General features: G+C 35.8%; 13 protein-coding genes. 2 read left to right on the top strand and 11 right to left on the bottom strand.

Translation table 11 applies throughout. The features are described 5' to 3' along the window. Positions 1 to 151: 151 nt before the first annotated feature. The 3 genes from mazG to CCAND38_RS00745 all read right to left on the bottom strand — a co-directional run bounded on the left by mazG (position 152) and on the right by CCAND38_RS00745 (position 3330). Positions 152 to 934: a nucleoside triphosphate pyrophosphohydrolase gene (gene mazG / locus CCAND38_RS00755; RefSeq protein ID WP_042342996.1), complete on the bottom strand. Its 783-nt coding sequence runs from the start codon at positions 932 to 934 to the stop codon at positions 152 to 154. Positions 935 to 1115: 181 nt separating this feature from the next. After that, positions 1116 to 2450 carry a tRNA (N(6)-L-threonylcarbamoyladenosine(37)-C(2))-methylthiotransferase MtaB gene (mtaB, locus tag CCAND38_RS00750; RefSeq protein ID WP_042342993.1) on the bottom strand — a complete coding sequence of 445 codons (1335 nt, stop codon included), beginning with the start codon at positions 2448 to 2450 and terminating at the stop codon, positions 1116 to 1118. Between the two features lie 97 nt (positions 2451 to 2547). After that, positions 2548 to 3330, bottom strand: coding sequence for a hypothetical protein (locus CCAND38_RS00745; protein ID WP_042342992.1), 783 nt, complete (start codon positions 3328 to 3330; stop codon positions 2548 to 2550). Positions 3331 to 3676: 346 nt separating this feature from the next. Between CCAND38_RS00745 and metF the strand changes: the two genes are divergently transcribed. Then, on the top strand, positions 3677 to 4633 hold the full coding sequence (gene metF / locus CCAND38_RS00740) for a methylenetetrahydrofolate reductase [NAD(P)H] (protein ID WP_042009719.1): 957 nt from the start codon (positions 3677 to 3679) through the stop codon (positions 4631 to 4633). A gap of 60 nt (positions 4634 to 4693) precedes the next feature. After that, entirely contained in the window at positions 4694 to 6997 is a 2304-nt protein-coding gene (gene metE, locus CCAND38_RS00735) for a 5-methyltetrahydropteroyltriglutamate--homocysteine S-methyltransferase (protein ID WP_042342991.1), read from the top strand. A gap of 138 nt (positions 6998 to 7135) precedes the next feature. Here the strand turns inward: metE and ccoG are convergent, their stop codons facing one another. The 8 genes from ccoG to CCAND38_RS00695 all read right to left on the bottom strand — a co-directional run bounded on the left by ccoG (position 7136) and on the right by CCAND38_RS00695 (position 20015). Next, positions 7136 to 8560, bottom strand: a complete 1425-nt coding sequence (gene ccoG, locus CCAND38_RS00730; RefSeq protein WP_042342989.1) for a cytochrome c oxidase accessory protein CcoG — start codon at positions 8558 to 8560, stop codon at positions 7136 to 7138. A gap of 236 nt (positions 8561 to 8796) precedes the next feature. After that, positions 8797 to 9627, bottom strand: a complete 831-nt coding sequence (locus CCAND38_RS00725; RefSeq protein ID WP_042009726.1) for a cbb3-type cytochrome c oxidase N-terminal domain-containing protein — start codon at positions 9625 to 9627, stop codon at positions 8797 to 8799. Continuing rightward, positions 9624 to 9821: a cytochrome c oxidase subunit IV gene (locus tag CCAND38_RS00720; RefSeq protein WP_042009728.1), complete on the bottom strand. Its 198-nt coding sequence runs from the start codon at positions 9819 to 9821 to the stop codon at positions 9624 to 9626. Before CCAND38_RS00720 ends, CCAND38_RS00725 begins: the two co-directional genes overlap by 4 nt. Positions 9822 to 9827: 6 nt before the next feature. Beyond that, complete coding sequence (ccoN, locus tag CCAND38_RS00715) at positions 9828 to 12005, bottom strand: cytochrome-c oxidase, cbb3-type subunit I (RefSeq protein WP_042342987.1); 2178 nt, start codon at positions 12003 to 12005, stop codon at positions 9828 to 9830. A gap of 12 nt (positions 12006 to 12017) precedes the next feature. Further along, a complete protein-coding gene (gene ccoS / locus CCAND38_RS00710) occupies positions 12018 to 12218 on the bottom strand; it encodes a cbb3-type cytochrome oxidase assembly protein CcoS (protein WP_042009732.1) in 201 nt (66 codons plus the stop codon). Between the two features lie 510 nt (positions 12219 to 12728). Continuing rightward, a complete protein-coding gene (gcvT, locus tag CCAND38_RS00705) occupies positions 12729 to 13811 on the bottom strand; it encodes a glycine cleavage system aminomethyltransferase GcvT (RefSeq protein ID WP_042342986.1) in 1083 nt (360 codons plus the stop codon). Between the two features lie 17 nt (positions 13812 to 13828). Next, entirely contained in the window at positions 13829 to 14347 is a 519-nt protein-coding gene (locus tag CCAND38_RS00700) for an inorganic diphosphatase (protein WP_042007953.1), read from the bottom strand. Positions 14348 to 14564: 217 nt separating this feature from the next. Continuing rightward, a complete protein-coding gene (locus CCAND38_RS00695; RefSeq protein ID WP_042343035.1) occupies positions 14565 to 20015 on the bottom strand; it encodes an alpha-2-macroglobulin family protein in 5451 nt (1816 codons plus the stop codon). Between the last annotated feature and the right edge of the window lie 52 nt (positions 20016 to 20067).

The following is a 20067-nucleotide window of genomic DNA, read 5'->3' as shown; positions in this document are numbered from 1 at the left end:
CGAGCGGTGAGGAAAACTTGTTGTTTTTCAAAAAAGTTTAAAAACCATATAAAAGCCTTTGAAATTGTGTTTTTCTACATCAATTTCGGATGGGTTTGAGTATCATACTTTGGGAAACACTACCCAAAATTTCGCTTTTTTACAAAGGAATTTACAAATCAAACTTTTTAGCCTCTTGCCAAAATGCTTCCATTTCAGCTAAGGTCATGTTTTTTAGTGATTTGTGCTGTTCTTGAGCCTTGTTTTCTAAGTATTGAAATCGTTTGATAAATTTCTTATTCGTTTTTTCTAAGGCATCTTCGGGATTTACTTTTAAAAATCGACTGTAATTGATTAAACTGAAAAATACGTCGCCTAATTCTTTTTCGATATTTTCTTTATTTTTGTGAGTAACTTCATGGTGTAATTCATTGATTTCCTCCTTGATTTTATCAAAAACACCATCAATAGAATCCCAATCGAAGCCTACACCAGCGACTTTATCTTGTATGCGTGTGGCTTTAACCAAAGCAGGTAAACTTTTTGGTACGCCTTCCAATACGCTTTTTTTACCTTCTTTAAGTTTAATTTTTTCCCAGTTGCGTTTAACATCATCCTCATTTTCAACTTTCACATTTCCGTAGATATGTGGATGTCGCTCAATGAGTTTATCGCAAACCGTATTTGCCACATCGGCAATATCAAAATCGTTGGTTTCACTACCCATTTTTGCGTAGAACACAATGTGTAACAATAAATCACCTAATTCTTTTTTTATTTCGTTTAAATCATTATCCAAAATGGCATCTCCTAACTCATAGGTTTCTTCAATCGTTAGGTGTCGAAGTGATTGTAGTGTTTGTTTTTTGTCCCATGGACATTTTTCCCTGAGGTCGTCCATGATATCTAGTAGCCGTTCAAAGGCTTGTAGTTGTTGTAGGCGATTTTTTTTCATTTGTAATGGAAATTTTTTAGTTTAATTCAGTTAGATATACGAAAAAAATCATCATTTTACTTAGAAACTTTTGATGTTTTAGTAGGAAGATCATAACTGAAATATCTAAAAGAGATATAAGAATTATGCAAATAAGGTTAGCTATAAATTTTAATAAATTTTTATTTGTCAGATGTTTATGTTATGGATTATCTACAAAATCAAATCGAACCATTCCATCTGAGTCAATTTTAGTGAGTTTTACTCGACGCAATGTGTTGACTAACTCTGGATTCCAAGGCGTTTTCACTTTCACGTAGTTTTCGGTAAATCCATGGATGTAACCTTGTTTGTTTTCTCCTTCAAAAAGTACAGTTCTTTCTGTTCCTAACTGGTTTACATAGAAATTATTACGTTTTTTAGCGGACAAACCACGAAGCATTTTACTACGTTTAGCTCTCACTTCGTCGGGAACAACTCCATCCATTAGTACAGCCTCCGTATTGTCACGTTCTGAATATGTGAATACATGTAAGTACGAAATATCCAATTCACTCAAAAAGTGATATGTTTCTAAAAAAAGCTCGTCAGTTTCACCAGGAAATCCAACAATAACATCCACTCCAATACAAGCATGTGGCATCATTTCTTTGATTTTTGCTACTCGGCTGACGTATAATTCTCGTAAATACCTACGCTTCATTTTTTTCAAGATATGATTGCTTCCACTTTGGAGAGGTACGTGAAAATGAGGAACAAAAGCTTTGCTCCGTGCAACAAATTCAATAGTTTCATCTTTGAGTAAATTCGGCTCAATAGACGAAATTCGCAATCGTTCAATACCTTTGACCTTATCTAAGGCTTGTACCAAGTCCAGAAAGGTGTGTTCATGCTTTTTATTCCCGAACTCTCCTTTTCCGTAATCACCTATATTTACGCCTGTTAGTACAATTTCTTTAATTCCTTGCTCGGATATTTTTTGAGCATTTTTTAGAATGTTTTCAATCGTATCACTACGTGAAATTCCCCGTGCCATTGGGATTGTGCAATACGTACATTTGTAATCGCATCCGTCCTGTACTTTTAGAAAAGCACGAGTTCTATCGCCAATGGAATAGCTTCCCACGTAAAAATCTGTTTCCGAAATTTCACATGAATGTACTTGACCTTCATTATTTTTAGTCAAATCATCAATATACTGAGTGATGTCGAATTTTTCTTTTGCTCCCAGTACCAAGTCTACGCCATGAACTGCTGCTAATTCTGCAGGCTTCAGTTGAGCATAACATCCCACAGCTGCAACAAAAGCCTTGTCGTTTATTTTCAATGCTTTACGTACAATTTGTTTGAATTGCTTGTCAGCATTTTCTGTAACTGAGCAGGTGTTGATGATGTATATGTCTGCAAAGTCTTCAAAATCAACACGTTGATAACCTTCGTTTTCAAAACTACGTGCTATGGTGGAAGTTTCTGAAAAATTCAGTTTACAACCCAACGTGTAAAAAGCTACCTTTTTTTTATTTTCTAATGTAATCATTTTCTATATGAGCTATGCTATCTAATGATTTTGTATTCAGTTTGTTATGTATGAACTACGAACTACGTACGACAGAATGTTCGATCGATTTGTTTTTTTACATTGAAGCAATTGCTTCGTAAAAATCTGCCGCATCAATTCCCATATTCTGACAAATCCATTTGGCGGCTTCTACATAACGGACTTCCTCTTTTTGGGTAATGTTCAGAGGTAACTCTCCTTCATCCGTAATGAGGAAAAAAGATTCATTATTTTCTTCATAATCAGGAGTTTTATAAGCTATTTTTCGTATTGGATTCTCGGTATTTTGCACAACTTTCATTACATTCTCGCATTCTTCATTGTATACCAAAATCCCCCCTTTGGTAATGCTATCCACAAAAGTGGCGTAATTTTCTGTATCCACTGAGATGCTCTCTAATAGTGCCAAAGTAGGTTGATAGGTAAGATATTTTGGATGCTTGTCAACTATTGAATTTATTTCCTCACTTCCGTCGAAAAGTACAAATTCGGCACGGGTTGAAAGACGAAAAGACTTTCCTTTAATTGGGTTTTCGGTAAAAAAACTTAATGGAATATTGTGAAAATCAAATGTATGTACTACCGTTTTTAACACGTTTTCTTTTCCTTTACCTGCAATTACTACACGTGTTTTATCTTTAAAAAAAGTATACAAAAAATCGTTTTCCGTTCCTGTAGCTAAACCTAATAATTGGGCTTCTTTTTCGAGGTCACTATTTGCTTTACTACTTCTATTAATAACTACAAAATCAGCATTTTTATTTATTAATTCACCTTCTGAAATGGTGTGATTAGCTGCTAAAAGTTCAGAAACTAAATCCGCTTGAAAATCCTTATAGGATGTAAAATGAATATGCATTAGCTATATTTTTTTAATTAGTTCTCATTATTTCGGACTCAATACTTTGATTTTTTGCGTCCTAATCCTTTGAATGAGCCTCATCAATCTGGCAAAAGTAATGTTTTTTTTGGTATCTGCAAAAAAGAAGATTTTTCTCATATATGGTCAAAATACTAACTCTAAATGTATGTTATTTCTGCACAAATAAAATACAAAAGAAATATATTCTATTTTTGATTAAAAAAATCAATGAAACAAATAGTGATATAAAATTTTTGCGGATTTATTTTCTAAAATAATTTTGAAGTATAAAAAAATGTTCGTAGTTTTGCCCCGTGAATATAATTTTTTACTTAACACAAAAATGAAAGTAACCGAACATATTGCTCGTTCCAAAGGGAAGACACTTTTTTCTTTTGAGATAGTTCCTCCTAAAAAAGGGAATAGTATTGAAGAACTTTACCGAAATATTGAACCTTTGATAGAGTTTAAGCCTCCTTTTATTGATGTAACCACTTCGCGGGAGGAATTTTTTTACAAACAGCATCCTAATGGTCTGTTAGAAAAGAAAATTACTCGAATGCGTCCTGGAACGGTAGGGATTTGTTCTGCGATTCAATATAAATATGGTGTAGATACCGTACCACATGTTCTTTGTGGAGGATTCACAAAAGAAGAAACGGAATATTTGTTGGTAGATTGCTTCTATTTGGGAATCGACAACGTTATGGCACTTCGCGGCGATGCTCGGAAAGAGGAACGTTATTTTGAGCCGACCAAAGATGGTCATACCTATGCTGTAGATTTGGTCAGGCAAATCAAAGATTTAGGACGTGGAAAGTTTTTGCATGATGTAATAGAGACTGACTATGGAACTGATTTTTGTGTGGGAGTTGCTGGTTACCCTGAAAAACATATAGAGTCTCCTTCAATGACGTTTGATTTGGCTCGGTTGAAGGAAAAAGTAGATGCCGGAGCGGATTATATTGTTACCCAGATGTTTTTCGATAATCAAAAGTATTTCGAATTTGTAGAAAAAGTGCGGCTCATGGGAATTGATATTCCTATCATTCCTGGAATTAAGCCTATAACTACAAAGAAACATTTGAATTTGTTGCCACAAGTGTTCAAACTCGACTTACCGGAAATTTTAGTATCCGAATTGGAAAAATGTAAAACCAACGAAGATGTAAAACAAGTTGGAATAGAATGGGCTATCGAACAGAGTAAAGAATTGAAACTGTGGGGAGTGCCTACTTTGCATTACTATTCAATGGGCAAATCAGACAATATTGTAGACATTGTTTCCAAAGTTTTTTAATTGAATAGTACTGAAGCATAGTTTTTTAGAACAATAAACAAAAAAATACATACGAATTATATGAAAACCAATTTATTAGGCTATCCTCGTATAGGGGAAAAACGTGAACTTAAAAAAGCAAACGAAGCTTTTTGGGCAGGAAAAATATCAGAAGATGAGTTGTTTGATGTGGCAAATACCATCAGAATTCACAATTGGAAATTACAGAAAGAAGCAAATATAGATTTGTTGCCTTCCAATGATTTTTCCTTTTATGACCAAGTATTAGATTTTTCATTCTCGGTAAATGCAATCCCAAGTAGATTTGCTCCTATTGACAATTTGTCGGACATGGAGCTTTATTTTGCATTGGCACGAGGCTACCAAAAGAATGGCATTGATATCACGGCTGTGGAAATGACCAAATGGTTTGATACGAATTATCACTATTTAGTTCCAGAGTTTACTAAAAATCAATCGTTTAAATTGCGATATAACAAAGCTCTTGCAGAATATCAATTCGCAAAAAACAATGGATTTGAAACGAAGCCTGTGCTTTTAGGTCTTATAACATATTTGCTTTTAGGGAAAGAAAAAGAGGATGGTTTCCATAGAATTGAACTGGTTGAAAATTTGTTACCTGTGTACAAACAAATCGTACAGAGTTTGGTAGATGCTGGAGCAAAAACTATTCAAATTGACGAGCCTTGTTTAGTACTTGACCTTACAAAAACTGAAAAAGAGGCTTATAAACAGGTGTATACTATTCTGAAAGAAGCGTTCCCTACTACAGAATTTATTTTAACAACCTATTTTGGAGCTTTGGAAGATAACACTGATTTAGCGTTAAGTCTTCCGTTGGATGTATTGCATATTGATTTAGTTCGCGCTGAAAATCAATTAGATGAAATATTATCTAAATTACCAAAAGATAAAAAATTATCTCTTGGAGTTGTAGACGGGCGTAATGTTTGGATCAACGATTTCCAAAAATCAGTAACTTTGATTGAAAAAGCTCAAAAAGCTTTGGGTATTGACCACGTGTTGGTAGCATCTTCTTGTTCTTTGTTACACTCGCCTTGTAATTTGGAACATGAGAATAACGAAAAGATACTTACTCCTGAAATCAAACAATGGTTAGCTTTTGCAAAACAAAAATTAGTTGAAATATCAACAATTAAATCTTTAGTAACTAATGATTTAACTGAAGTTCAACGAGAAACAGTGACTCAAAATAAAAAAGCGAATGATAATCGTAAGACATCGAAGTTGATTCATGATGAGGATGTTAAATCACGCGTAGGAGCAATCACTGAAAAAGATGCACATCGTAAGAGTGGATTTGCTCAACGCCAAGTTATTCAGGAAGGAGCGTTAAAATTACCACTGTTTCCTACAACAACAATAGGATCTTTCCCTCAAACACAGGAGGTTAGAAGTTGGAGAGCTAATTTTAATAAAGGTGTGCTTCCATTAGAAGAATATGAAACATTACTCAAAAAAGAAATCGAAGAGTCAATTCGTTTCCAAGAGGATGCAGGAATTGATGTGTTGGTTCACGGAGAATTCGAACGCAATGACATGGTGGAATATTTTGGAGAGCAACTCAAAGGATATACATTTACTAAGTTTGGCTGGGTACAAAGTTACGGTTCTCGCTGTGTGAAGCCACCAATTATTTATGGGGATGTCTCTCGTCCAACTCCAATGACGGTTCGTTGGTCACAGTTTGCTCAATCGTTAACTTCACTGCCTGTAAAAGGAATGCTAACGGGACCTGTAACAATTTTACAATGGTCATTCGTTCGTGATGATCAACCTCGTTCGGTAACATGTACCCAAATAGCGTTGGCAATTCGTGATGAAGTGGTTGATTTAGAAAAAGCAGGTATCAAGGTAATTCAAATTGATGAACCAGCGGTTCGAGAAGGTCTACCTTTACGCCGTAAGGATTGGGAAGCATATTACAATTGGGCAATTCGTGCGTTTCGTATTTCGGCGTCAGGTGTGGAAGATAGCACACAGATTCACACACATATGTGCTATTCTGAATTTAATGATATGATAGAGGCAATTGCGGATATGGATGCTGACGTAATTACGATTGAATGTTCTCGCTCTCAAATGGATTTATTAGATGTATTTGCGGAGTTTAAATACCCAAATGAAATTGGACCAGGAGTTTATGACATTCACTCACCACGAGTTCCATCGGTGGAGGAGATGACTTTCTTGATGGAAAAAGCCATTGGTGTGATACCAAAACGTAACTTGTGGATTAACCCTGACTGTGGACTTAAAACCCGCCATTGGGAAGAGACTAAAAAAGCTCTTGTAGCAATGGTTGATACAGCAAAAGAATTACGGGCTAAATACAATGCATAGAAATAATAAAAACTGTTCGGAATTTTCCTAACAGTTTTTTTATGCATAAATTAATTGAGCCTGTTTAGAGTTTTTCTAACAGGCTCAATTGTATAGTTTTAAAATCACAACAAAAATTAGATGCTGAAATTTTATACTTTATCGGAATGTTCTCGGCCCCAAGAAAATGGTTTTTGTTGAGCCGATTTTATTGCTGTTGCTATATACATCCAAAAGAATTTTCGATTTTTCTTCTTCCAAAGAAGATTCTTTTATCTTTAAGAATAATGTACCTTCAGCCAGGCCTTGTTTTGGAACGAAAATAGAATTTTTACCGACAATAACTACTTCAGCATCCAAAGAACCCACCACTTTAACCGTTACATTTTCAAAATCACGAGTAGTTTTATTGATAATTTTATAAGTGTAGACGTTGCTAATCACTCCATTTTCCTCATGTTGATATAGTTGTCCAGGCAAACGTAAAATATCAGCCTGAACATCTGTTCTGATGAACAGCATTCCTATAAGTATTCCAATCAGAATTGTAAGTACAGCTGTGTAGCCTTTCATGCGTAAATCAAATTTGAAAGGAGCTTTTTTAGCTATGTTTTCCTCACTTGCAAAACGAATCAACCCTCTCTTGAAACCAACTTTGTCCATTACCTCATCACAAGCATCGATACAAGCCGTACAGTTCACACACTCCAATTGAGTTCCATTTCTAATGTCAATTCCTGTTGGACATACATGTACACACTGCATACAATCAATACAGTCACCATGTCCCAAGGCTTGACGATCTTCATTCTTTCGGAATTTTTTACGTCCATTATCCGATTCTCCTCGAACATAGTCATAGGCTACGATGATAGAACGATTGTCCAACAAAACCCCTTGTAAGCGTCCATAAGGACAAGCTATTATACATACTTGTTCTCTAAACCATGTAAAAATGAAGTAAAAAATACACGTAAATATAAACAATGCTATGAACGTTCCCCAATGGTTTATTGGGCCTTCTTTGATGTAGGTTAACAAAACATCAGAACCTATTAAATATGCTAAAAAAGTGTTTGCTACCGAGAAAGAAATCAAAAAGAATAGACTCCATTTGAGTGTTTTTTTTCTGATTTTTTCCTTGTCCCATGCCTGTTTATCAAGTCGCATTTGTGAACCTCGATCTCCTTCAATCCAATATTCAATACGACGGAAAACCATCTCCATAAATATGGTTTGTGGGCAAATCCATCCACAAAAAATACGTCCGAAAACAACCGTAAAAAGTGCAAGAAATACAACTCCGATAATCATCGAAATCACAAATAGATAGAAATCTTGTGGCCAAAAAGGCAATCCGAAGATATTGAATTTACGATCGAGAATATTAAACAACAAAAATTGGTTACCGTTTATTTTCACCCACGGGCTGACCAATAAAAAAATCAAAAGTACATAGCTGACGTATTTTCTATATCTATAGAAACGTCCAGATGGTTTTTTAGGGAATACCCACGCCCTTTTTCCTTCCTTGTCAATGGTTCCGATGGAATCTCGGAATATTTCTTTATCTTGTTCTTCCATGTGTAGTGTTTTTTATAGAGAATCTTGCTTCTTTTGGGAAGAAATATAATATCTATTTTTGATAAAAGGATTTTAAATGCGATGGTGGAGCATCCGTCGTTTGTAAGATTACTATGAAACAAAAACTCCACTCGAGTTCTTTTTTAATAAAAAATATAGGCAATAGGCAATAGCTTTTATCCGATTGCGAATATGGTCTATTTCCCTATTGCCAATATTAAGTTTTGAAAACACTTTTACTCGGTGTACAGATCACCTTCAGGTCCTTTTGGATTTGCAGGTTTGGTTCCTTTCAGTGTTTTAATATAGTTTGCTACTTGCTCAATTTCAGTAGGCTTCAATAGTGATTTCCAAGCAACCATTCCTTTTCCATCACGTCCACCTTCTGATATAGTATTGTAGATATCTTTGATATTTCCTCCTAAAATCCAATGGTCGTCCGTTAAATTAGGTCCGATACCACCTCCACCATCCATTGCGTGACATGCAACACAATTGGTTTGGAATACTTTTTTTCCTGCTTCAACAACTGAAGCATCATCTACCAACAAGCGTACTTCGAAAGGATTATTTTTCTTATACTCTGCAACTTCAATTTTTGAACGAGCTACATCTTTGTTATACTCGTCAATTTGATTATCATCTTTTAGAACCTCGAATCGTACCAAGTAAATAACCATGAACACAATAGTAGCATAGAAAAGGTACACCCACCAAGGTGGTAAAGTATTATCTAATTCACGAATGCCATCGTGTTCATGCTCCAAAAGGATATCTCCCTCTTTTTCAAGAGGCACTTGTTCCACCATTCCTGCATAAAAACGCTGCCAAAGCGTTCCTTCTTCTGCACCTGACCTAGATTTGATACCCGAAATCAGGTTCTGAACTGCTTTCAAGACTACTTCTGTAAAAACAAGTAAGAAGAACAAGAAAGTCAAAAACAACGGAACTTGATAGTATTTAGCAAATGCTGTACTTTCTTTAGTTCCATAGAGCAACTCTATGAAAAGAGCCACAACACCAACGATGGTTACTACTCGTAAAAATGGTATTAAATTCTTTTTCATTGTAAGGTATTGTTATTTTCGTCCTCATCATTATCAAAAGGAATATTATTCATCGTATCGATAGTTTCTTTCTTATATCCGAACACCCACCAGAAGAGTGCTAAGAAAAAGATAAAAAATATCAGGAAAGATATGATGGGAAAAATCTCAATCCCATCAATCGTCGCCATATGTTCCTTAATAAATTTGAGCATTATTTGTTACTTTTTTTCCAACTTAATATCTGTTCCCAATCGCTGTAAGTACGCGATTAAAGCAACGATTTCTCGGTCTTTCATCGGAACAAATTCTTTTCCTGCTTGTTGAGCACTTGCTTTAGCCCCTTCGTATTGTTTCACGAAATCAGGATCATTATGCAGATTTTGCTCAATTTTAGCAGCTTGAGCCTCCATAGAAGCGTGAGCATTGGCAATATCTTCCTCGGTGTAAGGAACTCCTAACTTAACTAAAGCACGCATCTTAGCTTCGATATCGCTTCGGTCGTGTTTATTTCTTGTCAACCAAGGATAAGCAGGCATTATACTGTTTGGTGATGTACTTGTTGGATCATACATATGGTTGAAATGCCAGTTATCAGAGTATTTTCCTCCCAAACGTAACAAATCTGGACCTGTACGTTTACTTCCCCACAAGAATGGACGATCATAAATAAATTCACCCGCCTTTGCATATTCACCGTAACGTTCAACTTCACTGCGGAACGGACGTACCATTTGGCTATGACAACTCACACACCCCTCACGAATATAAAGATCGCGACCTTCTAACTCTAATGGAGTATACGGTTTCACACTTGAAATAGTTGGAATATTAGATTTTACAAAAATAGTAGGAACAATTTGAACGATACCACCTATTAAGATCGCAACCGTAGCCCAAATAGTCATTTGGATAGGTTTTCTTTCTAACCAAGTGTGGAAAGTTTCTCCTTGCAATCTACCATTGCTTATTTTGGTCAATGCAGGAGCCTCTGCCAATTCATCTTGTAATTTCGGAGCTGTTTGCAAGGTTTTGATAACGTTATAAGCTCCTACTATTACCCCTGTAACATAGAATGTACCTCCAATAGCACGCATCCAGTACATTGGTATGATTTGCGTTACGGTTTCCAAAAAGTTTCCATAAACCAATGTTCCATCTGGATTAAACTCTTTCCACATAGATGCTTGAACGAATCCAGCCACGTATAACGGAAGACAATAGAAAACAATTCCCAGTGTACCTATCCAAAAATGGAAGTTAGCCAATTTCATCGAGTAAAGGTTTGTTTTCCACATTTTAGGAACGATATAGTAAATCATACCGAATGCCAAGAATCCGTTCCAAGCCAAAGCTCCTATATGAACGTGAGCAATAATCCAATCGGTAAAGTGTGCAATAGCATTCACGTTTTTCAATGAAAGCATAGGCCCTTCAAAAGTTGCCATACCATAACCTGTGATAGCAACAACCATGAACTTTAAAGTTGGATTTTCACGAACTCTGTCCCAAGCTCCACGAAGAGTTAGCAATCCGTTGATCATACCTCCCCAAGACGGAGCAATCAACATCACAGAGAATACAACACCTAAGTTCTGAGCCCATTCTGGTAGAGCCGTATACAATAAGTGGTGAGGTCCTGCCCAAATGTAAATAAAAATCAAACTCCAAAAGTGGATAATTGATAGACGGTAAGAATAAACAGGTCTGTTTGCTGCTTTCGGAACGAAATAGTACATTAGTCCCAAGAAAGGTGTTGTCAAGAAGAACGCAACCGCATTGTGTCCATACCACCACTGTACCAAAGCATCTTGTACTCCTGCATACACAGAGTAGGATTTCCACATGGTCACTGGAAGCTCTAAGTTATTGAATATGTGTAACACAGCAACGGTTACAAATGTTGCCAAGTAGAACCAAATAGCAACATAGATGTGGCGTTGTCTTCTTTTGAGAAGCGTTCCAATCATATTCACTCCAAAAGCCACCCAAACCACAGCAATAGCAATGTCAATAGGCCATTCCAATTCGGCGTACTCTTTGGAAGAAGTGTAACCCAACGGAAGAGTAATAGCAGCTGCCACGATGATGAGTTGCCACCCCCAGAAGTTAAGGTTACTTAGAAAGTCGCTGTACATACGAGCTTTCAAAAGGCGTTGCATAGAGTAGTAAACCCCTGCAAAAATCGCATTACCCACGAACGCAAAAATCACCGCGTTGGTGTGCAATGGACGCAGTCGTCCGAAACTCAACCATGGAATTTCATTCGACATACTCGGAAATAAAAATAGGTAGGCTAACCAAAGCCCAACTAATGTTCCCACTACTCCCCAAGCAAGGGTAGCGAAAAGAAACTTCCTTACAATTTTGTTGTCATAGTAAAATTGTTGCTTCTCCATTATTTATTGAAATTAATTATCTGTTAGTTTCTCTGTTTTAGATTGTTTACTTTCTGTATCTTCCGAACCAACAAGCTCATCCTCAAATAACATACGCACAGCTGGGGTATGACTATCATCAAACTGACCACGACGAACTGCCGTTATGAACAGAAAGAAAAATAGTAACGCTACAGCAATACTTATAGTTATTAACATATAAATAACACTCATTGTTAAATCAAATTCAGAATAATAGATGTGGCAAAAGTACACAATCTTAATCAGTAAAAAAAATGATTTTAATCACTTTTTTGCTATTTTGAATAAATCTAAAAAAGAAGCGGCTCTACATATGCTCTTTATACCTTATCCGTATAGCATAAGCAGTTCAAAGGTATATTTTGTTTATATCCTTTTTAACTGATTAAATTATTGTTATTGTGTGTTTTATAAATAAAAAAAGTTTTTATTGTTCTTATCTATTAGTTTCTATAGATAACAGTGAGGAGTACCAAAAAAAAACGGAACCAAAAAACTACAACAATCATGAATAATGATGTTTTTATTTTTTAATTCCGTTTAGGTATGTTGATTTAAGAATTTATTCAAGTTTTTTTTGATAAATTACATTTAATTTATGAATTACCAAAGTGTTAAAACTTATTAAATACATGCAATTTATTTGCTTGCTTCAGTATTCCAAGATTTTTGAATATTTTTTTTAAATTCTTTTTTTAGAACCTATACTTTGTAGAACGGTAATTTGACTACTGTGGCAGGTACTCTGTTTTTACGAATTTGGATAAAAATTTGACTTCCAGGTTTGGAAAATTCAGTAGGTACATAGCCTAAACCAATACCTTTGCCCAGTGATGGCGCCATGGTTCCACTGGTAACTTTTCCTATGATATTGCCATCTGCATCAACAATTTCGTAGTCATGCCGAGGAATTGCTTTCTCTTGCATTTCAAAACCTACCAATTTTCTGCTTACACCGTTTTCTTTGTGTGCTTTGATGGTTTCACAGTTTACAAACTCTTTGTTGAATTTGGTAATCCAACCAAGTCCTGCTTCAATTGGAGAGGTGGTATCGTCAATATCATTTCCGTACAAACAGAAGCCCATTTCCAGACGTAAGGTGTCCCGTGCTGCTAGTCCAATTGGTTTGATACCAAATGAAGCTCCTGCCTCAAAAACTTTATCCCAAACATGTTTAATATGCTCATTTTTAACATATATTTCAATTCCTCCACTTCCTGTGTAGCCAGTTGCGGAGATAATTACGTCTTGAACTCCTGCAAATTCTCCAATAACGAAGTGATAATATTTAATGTCCCCAAGATTCACAGGTGTAAGTTTTTGCATTGCTTCTATGGCTTTTGGCCCTTGAATTGCTAATAAAGAATACTGGTCAGAAGCATTTTCCATATCCACACCCCAAGTATTGTGTTTACTAATCCAGTCCCAATCTTTTTCGATATTTGAAGCATTAACGACCAGTAAATAATGTTCGTCAGCTATTTTGTAAACAATTAAATCATCTACAATTCCGCCTTCGTTGTTTGGTAAGCAACTGTACTGAGCACGTCCGTCAAATAACGTTGAAGCATCGTTTGAGGTTACTTTTTGAATTAAATCTAAAGCGTGTTTTCCTTTTAGGAAAAATTCTCCCATGTGGCTTACATCAAACACTCCAACACCATTACGAACGGTTTCGTGTTCGATATTTACCCCCTCATACTGAACAGGCATGTTATACCCAGCAAAGGGAACCATCTTAGCTCCTAAAGCAATGTGTACATCGGTTAAAGTTGTACTTTTCATTTTATATTTTTATTAAATTATCGAATAGAATATTTCTTTTCACTCGTTTCATAGCGTTTTCTACACTCGTGGTAAATCTCGATTGCTTCATCTAAATTTCCCCAACCATTGACAGCTACTTTCTTTTTTTCTAAATCTTTGTACACTTGAAAGAAATGTTCAATTTCCATTATCAAGTGTGGATTAACATCTTCTAAGGTGTTTAATTTACTCCAAACTGGATCAGAAACTGGTACACAAATCATTTTTTCATCAGGCCCTTTTTCATCTGCCATATGGAAGACTCCCAATGGTTTAACTTCCATAACACAACCAGGGAAAGTTGGTTCAGAAACCAAAACCAACACATCCAAAGGGTCAGAGTCTAATGCTAAGGTTTCAGGTACAAAACCGTAGTCGGCTGGATACATCATGGAAGAGAAAATCATACGATCATAACGTATTTTTTTCAAATCAAAATCATATTCATATTTGTTTCTACTTCCTTTTGGAATTTCGATTAACACATCGAATGATAGTTTTTCTTGTTTAGACATTTTTTTATTTTATATGTTAATAATTGTTTTCGTTTACTCGGGCGAATTGCAGTTGCATCTCCCCCACCCCAACACCAAGGAGAGGAAATAATTCCAATTACAACTAAAATTGATGTTAATTGAGATTATGCCCTCTCCTCAGAAAGGTTATTCAGAACTTTTTACCCGCAAAAATATATATTTTTTTTAGATTATTTTAAGAATTTACCCTTAAATATTATTTTCTTATTACTTCTACCCATTTGCCTTCAGTTCGAGTATTGTAACGATTGTCGTACATTCCTTCCGCATAGGTTCCAGGTAAATAGTATTTTCCTGCGTAAGAAGCGTTTAACTTCAATTGAATTACTTTTACTTCCTGACCTCGCAATGCAAAATAGAAATTAGCTCTGTCGTCTCTAAAATCAACATAATCAAGATTATTTTGTTCAGTTCCTCCATAGTCCGTAAATCGAGTATTGACAATTTCCCATCCGGATGGAATTAATTGTGTTAAGGCTATATTATTTACATAATCTTGCGTCAAATTTCTAACTTCAATAATTGCTGTAAATTCGGTACTTTGTTGCAATTGGCTAATATCGGTGTTTTGACCTTTAGTTCGGAATGTAGTTGAAATTGCTAATCCGTTTTGCATAGCTAATTCCTCCCCAACAGGGAGTACACCACTGGTAATCAATTTAGCATACAAAGTTTGTTTTGAATTATTTTTTACCTGAACGGTTTGTTTTTCACCTTTGACTGGTAAAGTGATTGATGCCATAGGTTCGTCAGATTTTATATTTTCGGTTTTCCCGTTAAGCACATATGCTGCTGAAAAATCAGAACCACTTTTGTTCACAGCCACGTATTTTGCCATTGCATACAACGAATAGGCGGTGGTTTGCGTACTCAACCAATCTGTCGAAGACAATTTTTCTGCGATTTGGAAAGCCCATTCTGCAGCCTCCTGTTTTTTACCGATAAGTAAGGCTGTTTCTAATGCCATCGCTTTATTGCGAAGTTCCGAACCATAGTAGTAATAGTCTCCATCATTGTCTGTACTCATCGTTTGGAACAGATTTTCAGCCGTTTTCTTCTGTCCCGCTACAGCGTACGCAGAAGCTAACATACGTTTAGTTTTGACTGAAATTTCTTTCATTTCACGTAAACGATTCATTGCACCTATATTTGGATTTCCCGCCAAAGCCAACGTATATAAGCGATATGCTTGGGCAAAATCATTACTATAACGTGGTTCGTGTTTCCATTGACGTACTGCATTGTTTTGGTAAGTCAACCATTTATTTTTACTTCCTGAAGGAAGCACGTATCCTCGTTTTTCAGCCTCAATAAAAAATTGCCCAATATAGGATGTTGCCCAATCATCGGCGTAGTTGCTACCTTTCCAGTACGAAAATCCTCCGTTAGTAAGTTGGTTTTCGTGTAGTTTACTAATTGCAGCAGTTACATTTCGCTTAGTTTCTTCGATTTTTTCAGATGTAAGATTCATAAAATCAGTTAAGAATAACTGAGGAAATGCTCCTGAAGTAATCTGTTCGGCACATCCGTGTGGATAGGAAATCAAATAGTTCAATCGCTGGTGCAAATTAATTCCAGGGAAACTCGAAATTTCCAATACAGCATTGGCTTTATCACCAAACGCCTTCATTGAGAAATTAGCTGTTTTTCCTTCGCTAATCACTTCCTTACTGATGTGATATGTCATTGGATTTGGATTATAAACATCCATTTCCACTTCATAAACTGCTTTTTCGTTACCAGATGAAGCTGTAATCTTAACCCTTCCTATGCCCATAGCTGCTGTGGTTTCTAATTCGAAATAAGCCATTTTTTCAGCTGGTTTTTCAAAGTATAAGGATTGTGAACGATCACTAACCACTTTGAACTGTTCATTAGTTTCAACGGATATAGACACATTTTTGATGTTATTTTCCATTGTAAATACAGTTACAGGTAAGGTAATACGCTCTCCTGGAACGGCTTTGCGAGGCAGTGAACCTAATAACATTAGTGGACTGCGAACTGGTACTTCTTTTTTCTCAGCAAAACCATACGCATTTTTCTCCACATTCGATGCTACAATCATCACACGTGCTGATCCTATGTAATTAGGAATTTGAATATCGTGTGTATTTGTTCCTCCTTTTTTGAGTTTAAAAGGTCCTTTTACGATTACAAAAGGCTTGAATCGGTTAGCTTTCTGAGCTTCAGCTCCTCCTAAATCTTCGTCTCCACCAATACTAAACGCTTGATTAATAGTGCCTCCATAAGCACCAATCACATCGTTATAAACATCCCAAGTTTTCACTCCTAAAGCGGTTTTTGAAAAGAAAGTTTTCCACGGATTTGGGGTTGAGAACCTTGTTAAATTTAATAAACCATCTTCTACAATCATCAAAGAATAAGTCATTGGTTTTCCTGATTTTTCACTTACTTTGATAATCGTTTTTTGTTCTGGACGCAATACTTCAGGCATTTTTATCTCAGGTGTAAGTTGTGTCTCTTTATCAATCACTGAGATTGGTAAAATTCCGTACAGGCGTATAGGCGAATCATTTACAGTGTTAGCATGAGGTTGGAGCAAAGTTACGTAAACATAGACATTTGGCCCCATTTTATCAGTAATAGAAATATCATAGGTTGTTTCGTTTTTGTCCGTTTCTACCCAATATGTTTCCAAAACGTTGCTTCCGTTTTCAACAGAAATCAAGGCTCTTCCTCCCTCATCTGAAGGGAACGAAATAGTAGCTTTTTCGCCAACATTATATTCTTTTTTATTACTTCCTAATGTAAGCATTACAGCCTCATCGCCACTTACATTACGTGATTTTCCACTCCATGAATCCCAATCAAAATAAACAGAAGTTCCAGACTTATGTCCACTGTCTTCATTAGAAAGTAAGACGAAATATCTGCCCCAATCCGAGTCAGGAATTTCTATGTCAAAAGAAGCTTTTCCACTGGCATCAGTCGTTAGTCTAGTAGTTGCATACAGTGAATTACTGCTTGAACTGTTGTAAGTTGAAATATTTTGATTAGAAGCATCCCACCACCAATTCCAACCTACTTTGTAAATAGCAACCGATACGTGTTTGTTACGTAATGGCTGACCTTGTTCAGAGACTACAATTGTTTCGAATGTATGTTTTTTTTCGGTACCATAATATCCGTATTTGTTCACCTCTGGTAAGCCCAATCCAACATAATTGTTGTATGGCGAAAAAGACGCTGTACTAACATCTGTACTGAAATCACCACCACTTTCACTAGCTTGTGTCAATAGATTGACACGCAACATTCCAGGAGCTTCCAAATTCTCCGTTTTAAAGAAGAAACTAGTATTCCCTGTTTCATCAGTTTTTCCTTCGTACACATCAATTTCTTGATTTTCAAACTGGTATGCTTCGTTGTTAAATATATATTCTTCATATCCTTTGAAAAGAGTTTCCATCGGATAGAATTTTGCTTTCATACTCACTTGGGTATTTCCTGCAGGTGTTCCATGTAACCATGATACACGTAAATGAGCGTTGGAACCTCGTGCTGAAATTTGTTGTCCATGCAAACTGTTTTCTATTTTTAATCGGTTAGGTTTAATTGTCTCAATCTTAATTTGTTTGGTATAGCGAGAAGCTCCTGCTGCAATATTTACGCTCCAATTCCCAGTTGGAGCATCTTGTGAGGTGCTTAAACCAAACATGTAGTGATTCGATTCATTGCTATTTTGCATACGTTCAGCAACTACTTTTCCATAAGGGTCTGTAAATGTTAATTTTACAGGTAATTTCTCAGGGTTTTTCTGAGCAAAATCGTTAAGTACAAATCCAACGTAAATACTATCTCCCGGACGCCAAACACCACGCTCTGTATAAACAAATCCATTCAATCCCTTTTGCAAACGCATTCCATCTACATCGTATTTACTAACTGACTGAGGAATAGCATCATCCATTTTAATGTAGGTTGTGCTATTGTCCTTCTTAATAGCTGCAAAGAACGCTCGTGATGACAAATCAAAGTTGGCAATTCCCTTTTTATCGGTTTTCGCTTCATTGATCTTTTGCTGTTGATAATCAAATACTTCTACCAAAGCTCCAGCTACAGGTTCAGTAGTCAAAATGTTATTAACTACGATGGTGTAATTATTATTTTGTCCTTTTTTAGCGATTACTCCCAGATCGGAAGCTAAGATGTTGGTTGTTTTACTTCTATATGTGTAATATGATTCTTCACAAGGATCGTCACTACCTTCCCAATAGTAATAGTCATCATCATAGAAATTATCTTTTTCAAGAGGTTCATCTTCAAAAGAATAATCCAAAGGTTCATCATCTTTGCCACAGCCATAAAGAGCGTAATTCTTTTTCATTCCCAATTCAACACGATAGATGGCTCCTGGTTCAGGCATGATGATTGATGACAAGTCTACAGCATAGGTGTTCCACTCCTTCAGTGGATATAATGCACTTTCAGTCAATTCAATAACTTTTCGAGCTACAGGTTTTCCTACTCTGTAAATGGAATTGCTTGACTGTAAAGAGTTTTCTTGTAGAAATTGAAGTACATTATTTTCGTAGATACGATAGACTGTTACGTGAACTGCTCGTAGATTGATTGCTTGAAAGTTAACTTTCAAATTTTCAGAACTTGGTAAAATTGTACCATTTTTAATAAAACGCAAATCAGGTTTCTGTTGTAAAAAAGAAATATTAGTGGTGTAGTCTGTTCGTAAACGTTTATTATAAACACTTTTAATACCTTGAAAAACAGATAACTTGTAATCGCCTTCAGCAGGAGCGTCTAAAAATACTTTCAGTACATTCCCATTGGTGCTGTATTTTTGTTCCGTTCCTAAAACACTTGAAACCAATCCATTAAAATTTTGGTTTCTTTCCAAAGGTTCTGAAAAATTCACCGAAAACGATTTGTTGGTTTTATCGTCAACAACTATTGATAGTACTTTAAAATTTCCCTTTTCAGGAATCAAATAATCAAAAGGTTCTTTGTTTTCTTCGGCTACTTGGTCGTTACGCCACGACACTACCAAGCGTTGTTCTTTATCCGTACGTGGGATACTGTCAAAAATAATTGGATAACGATTTTCACTCGTCTGTGGTGATACTTTAACTGAAATGCTTTTGTCTCCTACTTTTGCAGTTACTAATTTCTGCACCTCTTCATATGCAAGTGCATCATTGGTAAGCAATTCGGCATTTAAGAAACATAAGTTTTCGTTGTAAGACTGCAAATCTCCTTGTTTAATTTTATATGCCTGTTGAAAAGTTTTAACAGTAAAGTTAAATACTTCTAAATCAGATGATACGTCAAATAATTTTTTCAACTGAAACGAAATTTTGTATTCAGTGTCCTGACTCAGACGTTCTTCTGGGACAAATTCAATGTGTCGGTTATTCAATGCCACAACCTTTCCTTTCACTCTTGGAGAAATATCAAAAAGTTTTAGATTATCAATTTTGTCCAACTTTTCCTGAGAGATAGCCTCATTCAGCGTTACTTTGAAATGGGATTCGGCAGAGACTAATCCATTAGAAAACCCTGTAATGTAATCCTTGTAAATCAATGGATTACTGTTAAAATTTGCACCATCCTTTTTACATCCCAAGGCTGTAAAGAAGATGAATAAGATGATAAAACTATTTTTCATAATGATTATTTTTAAAGGAGCCGTAAAGGTACGAGAAAATATCAAAATCTCA

The organism is Capnocytophaga canis, assembly GCF_000827555.1.
GTDB lineage: Bacteria > Bacteroidota > Bacteroidia > Flavobacteriales > Flavobacteriaceae > Capnocytophaga > Capnocytophaga canis.
The sequence above is the reverse complement of the archived record's forward strand: the minus strand, read 5'-3'. Positions and strand labels throughout refer to the sequence as shown.